6 protein-coding genes, 2 tRNA genes and 3 rRNA genes are annotated in these 16427 nt (G+C 39.6%); 7 read left to right on the top strand and 4 right to left on the bottom strand.

Translation table 11 applies throughout. The features are described from left to right. Positions 1–183 precede the first annotated feature (183 nt). Positions 184–567, top strand: coding sequence for a hypothetical protein (locus prwr041_RS01210; protein WP_018462588.1), 384 nt, complete (start codon positions 184–186; stop codon positions 565–567). 93 nt (positions 568–660) lie between these two features. Here prwr041_RS01210 and prwr041_RS01205 read toward each other — a convergent pair whose 3' ends face one another. From prwr041_RS01205 to prwr041_RS01195, 3 genes are all read right to left on the bottom strand, one after another. Beyond that, entirely contained in the window at positions 661–1701 is a 1041-nt protein-coding gene (locus prwr041_RS01205; protein ID WP_207154515.1) for a YeiH family protein, read from the bottom strand. A gap of 73 nt (positions 1702–1774) precedes the next feature. Then, a complete protein-coding gene (locus prwr041_RS01200; RefSeq protein ID WP_207154514.1) occupies positions 1775–2668 on the bottom strand; it encodes a LysR family transcriptional regulator in 894 nt (297 codons plus the stop codon). A gap of 209 nt (positions 2669–2877) precedes the next feature. Continuing rightward, positions 2878–6942: a hybrid sensor histidine kinase/response regulator transcription factor gene (locus tag prwr041_RS01195; RefSeq protein WP_207154513.1), complete on the bottom strand. Its 4065-nt coding sequence runs from the start codon at positions 6940–6942 to the stop codon at positions 2878–2880. Between the two features lie 1941 nt (positions 6943–8883). Between prwr041_RS01195 and prwr041_RS01190 the strand changes: the two genes are divergently transcribed. From prwr041_RS01190 to rrf, 5 genes are all read left to right on the top strand, one after another. Then, positions 8884–10413: ribosomal RNA gene (locus prwr041_RS01190) — 16S ribosomal RNA — on the top strand. 159 nt (positions 10414–10572) lie between these two features. Further along, a tRNA-Ile gene (locus prwr041_RS01185) sits at positions 10573–10646 on the top strand. A 16-nt stretch (positions 10647–10662) separates the two neighbouring features. Beyond that, a tRNA-Ala gene (locus prwr041_RS01180) sits at positions 10663–10736 on the top strand. A 182-nt stretch (positions 10737–10918) separates the two neighbouring features. Beyond that, a 23S ribosomal RNA gene (locus prwr041_RS01175) occupies positions 10919–13816 on the top strand. 86 nt (positions 13817–13902) lie between these two features. Further along, positions 13903–14015 (top strand): 5S ribosomal RNA (gene rrf / locus prwr041_RS01170). The 16S, 23S and 5S rRNA genes sit together here with 2 tRNA genes alongside, the layout of an rRNA operon. Before the next feature lie 176 nt (positions 14016–14191). Here the strand turns inward: rrf and prwr041_RS01165 are convergent. Then, the gene (locus prwr041_RS01165) at positions 14192–14611 is read right to left on the bottom strand and encodes a hypothetical protein (RefSeq protein WP_207154512.1); all 420 of its coding nucleotides are present in this window, start codon (positions 14609–14611) and stop codon (positions 14192–14194) included. Between the two features lie 133 nt (positions 14612–14744). Between prwr041_RS01165 and prwr041_RS01160 the strand changes: the two genes are divergently transcribed. Next, positions 14745–16403 (top strand): glycogen/starch synthase, encoded by a 1659-nt coding sequence (locus tag prwr041_RS01160; RefSeq protein ID WP_207154511.1) that lies wholly within the window; start codon positions 14745–14747, stop codon positions 16401–16403. The last annotated feature ends 24 nt before the right edge of the window (positions 16404–16427 follow it).

The raw sequence follows: 16427 nt of genomic DNA, 5'->3' as shown, positions 1-16427 counted from the left end.
AAGCTAATTCTTTGATTTAGGTCAAGAAATGTTGCTGTTTGCGCAAACAGTGTGATAAAATGCTTGCGAGATAAATAAAAACATCATATCTTTGCAATGTCTTACAGAGATAAAGACATTTAGGATAATAACAGATGTATAACAGAGCCTCAGGATAATAGGTAATAAAAGAGGTTCAAAAAGATGAAAGGTAAAAAGATTATGAAAAAGATTATTTTGACATTCGTTGCTCTTATGAGTATGACAACAATCGCATTCGCAGAAGGTGAAGATGCAAAGGCAACAAACACAGTAGCAGTTTATGACATGACAGTAAACTATGGTAAACTTGCAGATGCTCTAGGACTTTCAATGGATCAGCTAGAAAGCGTTGAGGATGTACACAAAACATTCTGTGTGGAAATGATGAATGCAGCTAACGCTTCTAAAGATGAGCGCAAGCCTATGGTTGACAAGGCCATCGAGAAGAATCTTAAGTACATGCACTACATTCTGAATACAAATCAGTATCGCAAGTATCTTCTTCTTCTCAACACCACAATGAACAATCGTGGTTTGAACAAGTAAAAAAAGAATAAGATTAAGAGAGAGAATAATTAAAGGCTACATGTCTGTTTAAGCAGATATGCAGCCTTTTTTCATGTCCGTATGTTTCAATGTTTACATAAGCATCGGGACAAGATATTTAGATAAACAGTAACCTCCAACTATTAGCCAGCAATATAATATTGAGGCAAGTAGGAATGGTTTAAATCCTGCTTTTCTGAATTTATCGATACTAGTTTCCGCTCCAAGTGCAGTCATTGCAATAGTCAGCAAAAATGTGTCTATATTGTTTAGGAATGTTACAATTGATTCTGAAAGTAGTCCTAAACTGTTGAAACATATCACTAAGAGAAACAAGATTGCAAACCATGGAATCTTTATCTTTCCACGTCCAAATTCATCACTTTCAGGATTACGACGAGCTTCACGGGCAACATTCCAGCTAATCACCAACAACACAGGAACAAGCATCATTACGCGTATCATCTTCACAATAATCGCTGAATTTGATATCGTTGTGCCCATTGCGTTTCCCGCACCAACAACATGTGCTACTTCATGAATTGTAGCACCAGTCATTATTCCCATCTGATCTGGAGTCAAATCAAATATACCGCTGCGAAATAGGATAGGGTAGAGAAACATGGATATTGTTCCGAATATAACCACTGTTGACACAGCAACAGCTGTCTTATAAGGTTTTACTTTTATAGCCGATTCAATGCCAAGTATAGCAGCAGCTCCACAAATTGCGCTACCAGCCGAAGTGAGCAATGCTATTCCACGATCCATTTTCAATAATCGTCCGATTAATACTCCTCCGCATATAGTTACGGTAACTATTATTGCGTCAATGCAGATAGCTGGGAGTCCAACCGCAGTTATATCTTGGAATGTAAGTTTGAATCCATACATTATTATTCCAAGTCTCAAAATCCTTTTGGAACAGAATGCAATACCAGGTGTCCATGTTTCAGGAAGGTTGTTGCGTAGACTGTTTGCATAAAGCATACCTAGGATGATACCCACGATCATTGGTGAGAAAGATATAGCCTTAGCTGTGTCTGTGCCACCGATGTAAAAAGCTGCGCATGCGAAAAGAGTCATAAGAAGTACTCCGTGTAGCATGCTGCTGCGTTGTTCTGATAATTTCATAATACTTATCTTTATTTGTTTTTATCGCATGCAAAGATAAGTAAAAAAGTCGTTGAGTGTTTATATATTATAACTATGCCTTATAACTATCGGTTATGAAGTGCTTGAATATTTTTTGCAGTCCAATACTTTCTCCTCGCTTTTCAACATAAGCGAAGTCACGCATCATCTTCAGTCCTTTAAGTTCTATTATTTTGAATCTATTTTCTAGTAGTTCATGACTAACCGCCATTATAGATATTATTCCCATTGTTTCAGTATGTTCTACAAAATGCTTAATACCTTCAGTAGTTCCAAAACTCATGACGATATTAAGATCAGAAAGTCGCAAATTGTTTTGGTGCAAATAATTTTCTATCACTTGCAGTGATCCTGAACCATGTTCACGAATAACGATAGGAGTATCTTTGAAGGTATTAAGGTCAATCTCATCTAGTTCAGACATTTTGTTACCTTTGCGAACAATAGCAACAAGTTCATCTTTCATTATGTTGGTGTATTTTAGTTCAGGCAATCTACTGATGCCTTCTACCATACCCACGTCGATACGTCCGTCTTTAAGCATTTGCTCTATATTTCTAGAGTTGTCAGAGATCGTGTTTATATTTATGTCTGGATATTTTTGCATGAATTTAGCCAGCATTTCAGGTAGCAAATATTGAGCGATAGTGGTACTTGCGCCAACTCTTAGGCTTCCACCATATTTTTTCTGGATATTGTTCATGTCAAAGTTCATCTTCTTGTATTGCTGAATTATTATTTCAGCATTGTCTAGAAGAATCTTTCCAGCTTTCGTGAGTTGTATGCGTGTACCCATACGTTCAAAAAGGCAAGTATTGTATTCACACTCCAGTTCTTTGATGTGCTTACTTATAGCTGGTTGACTTATGAACAGTTCCTGTGATGCTTTCGTGAAACTTAGGTTACGAGCCACACTTAGGAATACATTAAGACGTGTATCTATCATTTTGCAAAGATATAGTAAACCTAATACAATGCAAAATTAAAATGAAATTTTATTTTCATTGTTTTCACCGTTGAAAGAATCATTTATATTAGACATATTTATAGCTATAACAAGTCATAGATTTCGTGATACAGCTTAACATAATAACTCTATATAAACCTCTGTCTGCTAAAGTGCAGACGATTATTCTATTTTTTATAAAAAAGTATTCATTTCTTTTGTGCATATTCTTTCGGTGACATTCCAAATTCTTTCTTAAAGCATTTTGAGAAATACTTTGGTGTATTAAATCCAACCTTCATTGCGATGTCATTGATTTGTATATCTGGTTGTCTTTTAATTATATTGCAAGCCTCTTTAAGTCGTATGCTGTTTATAAATTCAATAATACCTTGTCCTGTCAAAGCTCTTAGTTTATTGTATAGGGTAGAAGAACTCATCATCATGTCACTAGCAAAAGCCTCTCTGTCATATTCTGTGTCTGTGATATGTTGACTCACACATTGCATAGCCTTTTCCACGAATGTTTTGTCGGGATTACTGTAGTGCATGTCATCAATTCGATTTATTTCCGTTTGTTGTCTAAATCTTTCACGTATCCTCATCCTGTTGGCAATAATGTTGTCTATGCGCAATTGGAGATTCTCGAGTTTGAAAGGTTTTGTGATATAGTCGTCTGCTCCTGTTTCATATCCCATATTCTCGTCAGTATCACTGGTCTTTGCTGTAAGCATTATAACAGGTAGCTGTGCGAAGTCTTTGCTGCCCTTTATTTTCTTTGTAAGTTCTATTCCGTCCATAACAGGCATCATCACGTCGGTAACAACAACGTCAAGTTCCTCCTTATTAATAATGTTAAGAGCTTGTACTCCGTTTTTAGCTGTTGCTACATGATATTTTCTGCCAAGTAGACGCTTCATTATATTCAGCAGTTGTTCATTGTCTTCAACCAACAGAATCTTATATCCGTCTCCAGGTTGTAGTTCTCTAGTGTGCTGAGTCTCTATCAGCTTCACTTCACTTTCGTGATTATATTTTGTCTGCGCCTTTTCTATATTTTCTTTTTCAATGCATATTTCATTTTCACTATAGTCTTCTTTTCTTATAGGAATGTTTATTGTGAAAGTCGTTCCTATTCCTGATTTGCTTTGGCAGCTGATATTGCCATGATGCAGTTTGACCAAATCATGGGTTAGTGATAGTCCAATACCTGTACCAAGAGTCTTCATCTTGCGATAGTCTCCATCCAAGAATCGTGTATAAAGGTGTTTGAGTTTATCTGGTGAAATACCTATTCCTTCATCAGTAACTCTCAATATAGCCTTTCCGTCTGTTACTTCTAGTGCAACAGTTACGTTTCCTCCCTCGCGATTGTATTTAAAAGCGTTGGAAAGCAGATTAAATAGAATCTTGTCTATTTTATCAGTATCAAACCATGCGAATATCTCATTTTGTGGAATATCCACAATCATATTATTGTGGTGAATTGAAGACATAGGTCTAATACTTTCACAGATGTCTCTTATGAATGCCGCAATATCATTCTTGCTTACCAGCAATTTTAGTTGTCCTGCTTGTGATTTTCTTATTTCAAGAATCTGTCTTAACAGTCTTGTAAGTCTTGATACATTGTTTTGCATTAAAGTGTAACTGTCGTCAAACTGAGGAGCTTTGTTTCTCAATTCGTCAACGGCAGCTGTAATCACGGTCAATGGTGTCAGCAGTTCGTGGGTTATGTTAGTGAATATCACGGTCATCTGAAGTCTGTTTTTTGTTTTAAGATAATTCTTATACCATTTTATACCAAAAATCACTCCAAGACCAATAATGAATATATATATAATATAAGCCCACCATGTAGCCCACCATGGCGGCAATATCATAATCTTTATTGCGTAGTCCATCTCTTGCCATTTACCAAAACTATCAGCAGCTTTTATGTGAATATAATAGTTACCCGAAGGCAAATTTTGGTATGTAGCCCTTCTTCCCTTGAAATTTGTATAAGCCCATTCTTTGTCATATCCTTCAAGTTTGTAGGCATATTTATTTTGTCTTGCATTGTTGTATGTAAGCAGTGCGAATTCAATTCCGAATTTCTTTATGTCACTTGATATTGTTATGCATCTTGTATAAGCTGGATTTTCGTTAGATATAGTCCTTCTCTTTGTAGAATCAAGTTGCATGTAAGGAATATCGTTAATCAGTATGTCGGTAACGATAATATTCTTTTTAATGTTTTTCTGTTTATCTCGGTTCCATTTTGATGGTGAGAAAGAGAAAAATCCCGTTCTACCTCCGAAGAACAATTCTCCGTTGTATTTATATGAAGAGTTCGGACTGAACATCATTTCGCCTATTCCGTCTTCGCTAGCGAAACTTGTAATCTCTGGATATGTGTTTCTTCGTATAGATAGTTTTACTAATGCGTTGTCGGTCGTTAACCACAAGTTGTGATTCTCGTCTTCATTTATTGAAAAGACTCTATCACCGTCAATGTGGTATTCTCTGTTAACAGGAATAAAACAGTCTTTAGCATTATAATATCTGAATAGTCCCCCGCTGTTAGATATAGCCCATAAAATACCTCTGCTGTCTTCATAGCATGCTGTGGCATCATCTACAGCATAGTTTCTATTTACAGGATTGTATTGTTTGAATACAATAGATTTTGCGTTATTTTTGTTTCTGTGTATTCTTATTATACCTTCATTTTCGGTAGCAAGCCATATATCTCCATTGCGTGTTTGACTAATGTTTCTCACATCACATTGAGAAAAGTCCCTTTTTGCATCATGTGGTTTCAGAAGTATGCCTTTGTCGTTAGGGTATATCATTGATATTCCGCTACGCTGTCCAACCCACATTATTTTGTCACTTGATTCAAATAGTGTGCAAACGTAGTTGTCAGCAATGTATTTATGCTTCTGAGAATTTATGATGTATGCTTTGCCGTTTAGCTTCTTCACAACAATACCATAACTGCTGCTAGCAAACCACATTTCTCCGTTACTTCTTTTTACGATAGATGGTATTTTTGTTCCCATTACCTCTGTCGGAATATCCCTAAGTCCAGGTATGTTGTTGCTGTATATCGTCTTTCCTGTAGTTCTGTTATACAGAGCAAGGCCATAAGGATTTAGTCCAAGCCAAAAGTCGTTACCGTTTTGCGTGTATATTGAACAAATAGCATTAATTGAAAATTTATAGCTTTTAGTATCAATGTTCCATATATGAAACAGACTCGGATTGGTGTTTACCTCTATAATTCCATAGTTCAGAGTTGAAATCCATATATTACCATTATTATTGGTAGCCATGTCATTACTGAAGTTCAGATTGTTTGTCCCTGCGTATGCATAGTTTGTCCAAACTCCATTCACATCTTTAGAGTTTAGAATACTTACCCCCTCTCTGGAGCAAGCCCACATCGTATTTGTCACAGGATCTTCTATAATCTTATAGAATGTATCAAAGTTATTTGTCGTGAAAGGATATTGATGCTTTTGAGGATCTTTTCTGTTATACGGCTTATCAAGTCTGACAATACCATATCCCCATGTTCCAATCCAAAGTCTTCCAATATTGTCAAAATGCAATGAATAAGCAGAGTTGCGTTTGTTGAATTTTGGATATTGATAAAATTCATGGCTACCCTTATGAAATCTAATTAGACCGGCAGCCCATGTTCCGAAAAATATGTTTCCCTTGTTGTCCTCAATAATGTTTTTTACACTGTATGCTCCAATCTTCACTCTTTTCCCACTAGATTGGGTTAAGTGAGTGTTTGTATTGTCAAATGTATAGAATGAGTCTTTTTTGCGATCATAATATGATAAACCTTCATCCGTTCCTATCCATATAGTTCCGTCTTTTGATGTATAAAGGCAATATATTATTCTCTGACCTTCCTTTGGCAGAAAGTAAGTATGAAATTCACCTGTTTTTTTGTCCATACTCACCAAACCGTTGCGAGTTCCTATCCACAGTTTGTCGGTATTGTCTTCGGTGATACATAGTACAGTGTTGTTTGGAAGTATACCAGGAGAAAAGGCATCCGACTTGTACGTTGTTATATTATAACCGTCATAAGATTTCAGTCCAGAACTAGTTCCTATCCACATCATTCCCTGATGGTCGAAATATATACATCTCAATTCGTCAGATGGTGAAATTCCTATAGGCGAGAACATTCTATAGTTAAAGTTCTGTCCATAGATAACATTGCAGAATAATAAGTTTAATGTTAATAACAGATATTTGACAGCGTTCATAATGCACTAGGTTAGTTGTGCAAATTTACATTATTTATTTAATACATACAAGATAAAACATATTTTGTTTTAAACTTTTTTATGATACAAATATAGTTTATTCTATATTTCGAATGATGCTATAGTCATAATAGCTATTTTAATTATATGAGTGAATTGTTATGTCTGAATATATACTCATTTTTATTATATGGCCATTATTAAAGTAGGTCGTTTCGTTTTAATTTTAGATTAAGTAGTGTATCTTATTCAATATTCCATAACCATCTTTAGTTTAATGTGAGTTTGACGAATTTAAAATGCTGAGAGTCTTTTATCCATTTCCCTTTATCAATTGATGCATAGTTCCCTTGTCAATTTAGGGAGTGGAGATCCTTTATAAATGCGCTTGAACCTCTACCAGAAATAGTTTTTTTAATGCCACTAATGTCACTTTGTCACAAACCCTTTGTTTATAAGGGTTGAGCCAGTGACATTAAGTGACATTATCGGGGTAAAAGTGGCATTAAATAGTAAATGGTACCAGTTTTTGGCGATTTTTTGCCAAATATGCAGTACATATATAGGCACTTTTTCGTTTATAATGGTCTATACTCGTCATTATGTGCGCTAAATTTCTCAATGTGCTTAGTTATTATCTTAGAACCCAATGATAATAATAGTGTTAATTGTAATCAATCCTATTCTTGTAGTTTTATTGATAGTCATTCGTTTACCTACGTCAGGTAATACTCTTTTTCACGTTGGGCAATTCAATTACCTAACGTGGGTAATTGAGTTACTCACGTTGTGTAACTTGATTACCTACGTTAGGTAATCGGATTACACACGTGTTGATGTAATTGAATTACCCAGTCATTGATGTAATCGAATTACCCAAAAGTTACAAAAATTTAGGTAATAGTTTGTGCACTAAGTTTCTAAATCTATTTGTATCCTTCAAATTCATTCTCTCATTATTATATATATGTATGAAGTCTATTTTTGAATTATTCATATTATTCAGGGAGTCAGCCTTTACATTCTATAAAACTCCATCAGCACAAAATTGTATTATGTAAATAGTATAATTGCGAATAAAACGCTAAAAAATAGGTGTGATTTTGACTTTAATGCCACTTTTACTACTATAATGTCACTTAATGTCACTAGCTGAAGCCCGATAAATAAAGGGTTTGTGACATTATGACATTAGTGGCATTAAAAAAACTTTTTCTGGTAGAATTTGTTTCAAGCCCATTTATGGAGGATATCACCCACTGAATTGACGAAAAATCAATCTGAAGTTTTTTGCAACTTTATATGGAAGTATTATGGTCTATCCGATAATCGGATGAACCAAATATTAGTAATGTATAATTCTATCAAATAATCCATTAGATAAATCTTAATTGTTTATTTTGAAAATAGTTATATATAATAATGTGTAGATTAGATTCTGTACTGAATTATCTAAGTTGACAATTTCATCATCTGTATATCTTTAATAGCATTTACGCTTAATTCCAAGCTAGAAGTTTGTCATCGCGAAGGAGCTTTTATAATTGAAATTAGCAAATAATAGGCTAAATTGACCAGAAAACGGGTCGTAATGTAAATTAAATGGAAAAAGTGGAATAAAAAACAAACTTTTTAATTAAAACATTTGCGAGTTTGAAAAATTTGCTATACTTTTGCAATCGCTTTCGCCTCAAAACGAACAGCGATTAAACTTTTAGAAATAGAAGTTAAAAGAAAGAGTTCTTTGAAAAGATTTACATAGACAGAAAAGTAGTACAAGAAGCGAGTGCTGAGATTTATTTCGGTACTCGGGTAAAAAGAAACAAACCGTCACCGGACTTAGGTTCGGTTTCGAAAAAATCAGGTTTTAGACTACAATAATTTAGGAGATTCGTTCTGAACAGATTACAGACATTCTAGAAATAGAATATATAATATTTTACAATGGAGAGTTTGATCCTGGCTCAGGATGAACGCTAGCTACAGGCTTAACACATGCAAGTCGAGGGGTAACGAGAGGAAAGCTTGCTTTCCTTGTCGACGACCGGCGCACGGGTGAGTAACGCGTATCCAACCTGCCCACAACTAGGGAATAACCTTGCGAAAGTAAGACTAATGCTCTATAATTTCCTTTGACGGCATCTGATTAGGAATAAAGATTTATCGGTTATGGATGGGGATGCGTCTGATTAGCTTGTTGGCGGGGTAACGGCCCACCAAGGCAACGATCAGTAGGGGTTCTGAGAGGAAGGTCCCCCACATTGGAACTGAGACACGGTCCAAACTCCTACGGGAGGCAGCAGTGAGGAATATTGGTCAATGGGCGAAAGCCTGAACCAGCCAAGTAGCGTGCAGGATGACGGCCCTATGGGTTGTAAACTGCTTTTATACAGGGATAAAGTTAGCCACGTGTGGTTATTTGCAGGTACTGTATGAATAAGGACCGGCTAATTCCGTGCCAGCAGCCGCGGTAATACGGAAGGTCCAGGCGTTATCCGGATTTATTGGGTTTAAAGGGAGCGTAGGCCGTCTGTTAAGCGTGTTGTGAAATGTAGATGCTCAACATCTGAATTGCAGCGCGAACTGGCAGACTTGAGTGTGCGCAACGTAGGCGGAATTCGTGGTGTAGCGGTGAAATGCTTAGATATCACGAAGAACTCCGATTGCGAAGGCAGCTTACGGGAGCACAACTGACGCTGAAGCTCGAAAGTGCGGGTATCGAACAGGATTAGATACCCTGGTAGTCCGCACGGTAAACGATGGATGCCCGCTGTTGACCCACCTGGGCCAGCGGCCAAGCGAAAGCATTAAGCATCCCACCTGGGGAGTACGCCGGCAACGGTGAAACTCAAAGGAATTGACGGGGGCCCGCACAAGCGGAGGAACATGTGGTTTAATTCGATGATACGCGAGGAACCTTACCCGGGCTTGAATTGCAGAGGAAAGATCCAGAGATGGTGATGCCCTTCGGGGCCTCTGTGAAGGTGCTGCATGGTTGTCGTCAGCTCGTGCCGTGAGGTGTCGGCTTAAGTGCCATAACGAGCGCAACCCCTTTCTTTAGTTGCCATCAGGTGATGCTGGGCACTCTGGAGATACTGCCACCGTAAGGTGTGAGGAAGGTGGGGATGACGTCAAATCAGCACGGCCCTTACGTCCGGGGCTACACACGTGTTACAATGGCCGGTACAGAGAGACGGTTGCTTGCAAAAGTAATCCAATCCTTAAAGCCGGTCCCAGTTCGGACTGGGGTCTGCAACCCGACCCCACGAAGCTGGATTCGCTAGTAATCGCGCATCAGCCATGGCGCGGTGAATACGTTCCCGGGCCTTGTACACACCGCCCGTCAAGCCATGAAAGCCGGGGGTGCCTGAAGTCCGTGACCGCAAGGAACGGCCTAGGGCAAAACTGGTAATTGGGGCTAAGTCGTAACAAGGTAGCCGTACCGGAAGGTGCGGCTGGAACACCTCCTTTCTGGAGACGATTTTCCAACAATGGATTATATATAAGGATAGAACAAGAGTTTGGTTCTTTTCCTTCTTGTACTCACTGAACTGTTTATAGATATAAGAGAAATAAGGAAGCTGGGCAGCAAAAAGCCCACGTAGCTTGAATGAACCAGCTGGAAGATATAGTCCTATAGCTCAGTTGGTTAGAGCGCCACACTGATAATGTGGAGGTCGGCAGTTCAAGTCTGCCTGGGACTACTCCTTACAATCCCTCGGGGGATTAGCTCAGCTGGCTAGAGCACCTGCTTTGCAAGCAGGGGGTCAACGGTTCGAATCCGTTATTCTCCACACATGGAACATACTTTTGATTAAGTATATGCATTCCAGATAGATCTTTGACATATTGACACAAGCAAAACTGTAAAGTAATAAAGTTCAAACTTTGAAATCAAGAAAATCGCAAGATTTAAGGATTTCACTTAACAGCTGAAAGTATGAGCAACCTCATGACATTAATGTCATGTTGGCGAAAGAAAGTAAGAAAGGGCGTATGGTGGATGCCTAGGCTCACAGAGACGATGAAGGACGTGATAAGCTGCGATAAGCTTCGGGTAGGTGCAAATAGCCGCTGATCCGAGGATTTCCGAATGGGACAACCCGTCTGTCTGAAGGACAGTCACTCACGCCAGTCGTGAGGGTTAACCCGGGGAACTGAAACATCTTAGTACCCGGAGGAAGAGAAAATAAATAATGATTCCCCTAGTAGTGGCGAGCGAACGGGGACCAGCCCAAACCGGTGATGTGGCAACGCACCGCCGGGGTTGTAGGACCACGTGATTGTATGGAGACAATGAACAGAATGAACTGGAAAGTTCAGCCATAGCGGGTGATAGCCCCTTATGTGAAGTTGAATCCGGCATAGTGGTATCCTGAGTAACGCGGAGCACGAGGAATTCTGCGCGAATCTGCCGGGACCATCCGGTAAGGCTAAATACTCCTGTGAGACCGATAGTGAACCAGTACCGTGAGGGAAAGGTGAAAAGAACTTCGATAAGAAGAGTGAAATAGTTCCTGAAACCATACGCCTACAAGCGGTCGGAGCTGAGCAATCAGTGACGGCGTGCCTTTTGCATAATGAACCTACGAGTTACCATCTCTGGCAAGGTTAAGGGGTTAAGCCCCGCAACCGCAGTGAAAGCGAGCCTGAACAGGGCGTTCAGTCAGAGGGGGTAGACGCGAAACCAAGTGATCTACACTTGACCAGGATGAAGTTCCGGTAACACGGAATGGAGGTCCGCACCAATAAGCGTTGAAAAGCTTCTGGATGAGTTGAGTGTAGGAGTGAAAGGCCAATCAAACTTGGAGATAGCTCGTACTCCCCGAAAGGCATTTAGGTGCCGCGTGTATTGATCCTCATGAGAGGTAGAGCGACCGATAGGTCAAGAGGGCTTCACCGCCTATCGAGACCTGACGAACTCCGAATGCTCATGAGCGGCAGATATGCAGTAAGGGGACGGGTGCTAAGGTCCGTTCCCGAGAGGAGAAGAATCCAGACCGCCGTCTAAGGTCCCGAAATTCTGTCTAAGTTAGTCTAACGAAGTCTGGTCCCAGTGACAGCTAGGATGTTGGCTTGGAAGCAGCCATTCATTCAAAGAGTGCGTAACAGCTCACTAGTCGAGGGTCCGGGCATGGATAATAATCGGGTATAAGGCAGGTACCGAAGACGCGGGATAGTAATAATAAAAGTATCGGTAGGGGAGCATTCCATATGCGTCGAATGGTGAGGATAACCGATCCTGGAGCGTATGGAAAAGCAAATGTAGGTATAAGTAACGATTAGAGGGGTAAGATCCCCCTCCGCCAAAAGTCTAAGGTTTCCCAGGCAATGTTAATCAGCCTGGGGTAAGTCGGGTCCTAAGTCTCAGCCGAAGGGCGAGGGCGATGGCAGAAACGGTTAATATTCCGTTACTACCATAGGGAGTGACGTGGAGACGGAGCAGTGACACAGCCGCGGGGTGACGGAAGTCCCCGTTTAAGGGTGTAGATGTTGAGGAAGGCAGGCAAATCCACCTTCCGAGTCGAACCTGAAAGTACGGCATCCCCTTCGGGGGAAGCTGATAGCGCTGGTAAGCATACTCCCGAGAAAATCCGCTAAACTTAATCCCTGTGGTACCCGTACCGCAATCCGACACAGGTAGACGGGTAGAATATACTAAGGCGTTGAGAGATTCATGGTTAAGGAACTAGGCAAATTAACCCCGTAACTTCGGGATAAGGGGTCCTCTCCTCCGGGAGAGGCGCAGAGAATAGGTCCAGGCAACTGTTTAACAAAAACACAGGGCTGTGCTAACTCGAAAGATGAAGTATACAGTCTGACACCTGCCCGGTGCCGGAAGGTTAAGAGGAGATGTCATTCCTTAAGGATGCAGCATTGAATTGAAGCCCCGGTAAACGGCGGCCGTAACTATAACGGTCCTAAGGTAGCGAAATTCCTTGTCGGGTAAGTTCCGACCTGCACGAATGGTGTAATGATCCGGACGCTGTCTCAACCATGAGCTCAGTGAAATTGTAGTATCGGTGAAGATGCCGATTACCCGCGATGGGACGAAAAGACCCCGTGAACCTTTACTACAGCTTAGCATTGACCTTGGTCATCCGATGTGTAGGATAGGCCGGAGGCTTTGAAGCGTGCGCGCCAGCGTATGTGGAGCCATCCTTGAAATACGGCCCTTTGGCTGTCTGAGGTCTAACTCGCTTATCGCGAGGACATTGTTTGGTGGGTAGTTTGACTGGGGTGGTCGCCTCCAAAAGCGTAACGGAGGCTTCCAAAGGTGCCCTCGGGTCGATTGGTAACCGACCTAATAGAGTGCAATGGCATAAGGGCGCTTGACTGGGAGGCAGACATGCCGAGCAGGCAGGAAACTGGGGCATAGTGATCCGGCGGATGTGTATGGAAACTCCGTCGCTCAAAGGATAAAAGGTACTCCGGGGATAACAGGCTGATCCCCCCCAAGAGCTCATATCGACGGGGTGGTTTGGCACCTCGATGTCGGCTCGTCACATCCTGGGGCTGGAGAAGGTCCCAAGGGTTGGGCTGTTCGCCCATTAAAGTGGCACGCGAGCTGGGTTCAGAACGTCGTGAGACAGTTCGGTCTCTATCTATCGTGGGCGTGGGAGTTTTGAGTGGTGCCGTCACTAGTACGAGAGGACCGTGATGGACAGACCTCCGGTTTACCAGTTGTGCCGCCAGGCGCACCGCTGGGTAGCTGAGTCTGGAATGGATAAGCGCTGAAAGCATCTAAGTGCGAAGCCAGCCGCGAGATTAGAACTCCATAGAGGGTCGTTGAAGACGACAACGTTGATAGGGTGCAGGTGTAAAGACGGTGACGTCAAAGCCGAGCACTACTAATTGCCCGAAACTTTCTTTCGACAGGTCATACTTTGAGTTGTTTAAGATTATAGTAGGAACATTGTTCCTTACGGTTTGCTTGTGAAAAATACGTCATAACCCATATCAGGTGGTTATTGCGGTGGTGTCCCACCTCTTCCCATTCCGAACAGAGAAGTTAAGCCCACTTGCGCCGATGGTACTGCAATGCAATGCGGGAGAGTAGGTAGCCGCCTTCTTTTATTGAAGCCTCGAGGATAGCAATATCTTTCGAGGCTTTTTTATGTTTATATCATTCGAGCTATCCTATAAATATGATAGCTCTGATTAATATGTTAAAATCGGGTAGACCCGAAAATCTGGATAAATCAGATAACTCCGATTAATCAGAGAGTTTTTGTTTCTTATTTTTGGATTACCTTTTGATAAATATAATCTTCTTTGGGATCTTTACCCACTTGCGGTTTACAACAATTTTTATAGTGCTGCCTTCTTTCTGCTCTAGCTCATAGGTTCCATTAGACAACTTTTTGAGTGTACCTTCAAGGTCTTCGCTGCCGTAATCATTTGTTATTTCTAATTTTGCGGTAACAGAGTCCGTAATTTCTGCACTAGTAAATAACCATTTTCTTGTGTCCCTATTTGCTCCGAAATATCCTGGCAGTTCACCATATATTTCTTGATTAGGGACAGTGATATTTTTCTTATAGAAGTCCATATTGATGTACACTTGATACTCTCCATTGTATATGTAACCTTTGAAGATAGAACTTCCCTGAGCATTTGCTGAAACAGTTATAAATGCTGCTAATACAGAAATAATAATCTTTTTCATATATCGAAATTTAGTTATCGACAAAGATAATAGTTTATATCAAGAAAAGAGCTTAATTTATTAAAATATAGTTCTTAAAGTTTGCTTTTTTGGAATTTTATATTATCTTTGTACGACATTTATTTGGTTTTGTATGGGGAAAAATATCAATATTCCTGATTATATATTTGAGTCTAGTTGGGAGGTCTGCAACAAAGTTGGAGGCATATATACTGTGCTTTCTACAAGGGCAAAAACATTACAGGACGAATTTATGGACCACGTGATATTCATAGGTCCAGACTGTTGGTCCGAAGATAATGTTTGTCCTTATTTTACAGAGGATATAACTTTATTTTCAGATTGGCGTATTAAGGCTTGTAAATCAGGAATGAAAGTTAGGGTTGGAAGATGGAATGTTCCTGGCAATCCAATTGTTTTATTGGTGGATTTTTCTCCTTATTATAAAATTAAAGACGACATTTACAGCAATTTGTGGAATTATTATCATGTGGATAGTCTTCATGCTTATGGGGATTATGATGAAGCATCTATGTTCTCTTATGCTGCTGGAAAGGTCGTTGAAAGTTTCTATAACGATAATATAGAGAAGTCTTCAAAAGTTATATTCCATGGAAATGAATGGATGACTGGATTGGGACTTCTGTATATAAACCACGTTTTACCGCAGATTGCAACAATATTTACTACTCATGCTACTAGTATAGGAAGAAGTATTGCTGGAAACAATAAGCCTTTGTATGAATACCTTTGGGCTTATAATGGTGACCAAATGGCTGAAGAATTGAATATGCAAAGCAAGCATTCTATAGAAAAACAAACAGCTTTGTATGTAGATTGTTTTACAACTGTAAGCGATATAACAGCAGTGGAGTCAAAAGAATTATTAGATAAAGCTGTAGATGTAGTATTACCTAATGGATTTGATGATGATTTTGTTCCTACAGGTGCTGAATATATTCGTAAGCGTAAAAATGCTCGTAAGCGCCTTTTGAGTATAGCCAATGCACTTACAGGATCTGAATATAAAGATGATACGATTATTGTTTCAACGAGCGGCAGATATGAATTCCGTAATAAGGGCATTGATGTTTTTATTGATGCTATTAATAGACTGGGAAAGATTGAAAATCTTAAAAAAAAGATTGTCGCTTTTGTTGAAGTTCCTGGTTGGGTATCTGGTCCTAGAGAAGATCTGTATGAAAGACTTAATAGTGGAAACACTTTTTGCACGCCTTTAGATAATCCAAACCTCACACATTGGTTACACAATGTGGATAATGATAATGTACTGAGCATGATGCAATATCTTGACATGAAAAATTCAATACACGACAATGTCCAACTTATTTTTATTCCTTGTTATCTTACAGGAGATGATGGTATTGTAAATATGAATTATTATGATCTTGTATTAGGTAATGACCTATGTGTATATCCTTCATATTACGAGCCATGGGGGTACACACCTCTTGAAGCAATTGCTTTTAAAGTACCATGTATAACAACAGATTTAGCAGGTTTTGGACTTTGGGCAAATACAGTTAAGGGATCTGACAGTAAGCTAGAGGATGGTGTAGAAGTTGTACATCGAACTGATTATAATTATGATCAGGTAGTCAATGACATAACAGAAACAATACATCGATTTGTGTTATTAACACCTGATGAGATAAAAAAAATACGTAATAATGCTCAGAAGCTATCTAAAAAAGCTTTGTGGAGTAAATTTATCAAGTATTATCATGATGCATACGACTTTGCATTGCAAAAAGCATCAAATAGAGTTTGAAAGATTTTTTGAGATAAAATATAA

Origin of the sequence: Prevotella herbatica (assembly GCF_017347605.1) — a bacterium.
Classification (GTDB): Bacteria; Bacteroidota; Bacteroidia; order Bacteroidales; family Bacteroidaceae; genus Prevotella; species Prevotella herbatica.
This window is presented reverse-complemented; position numbering and strand designations above follow the sequence as displayed.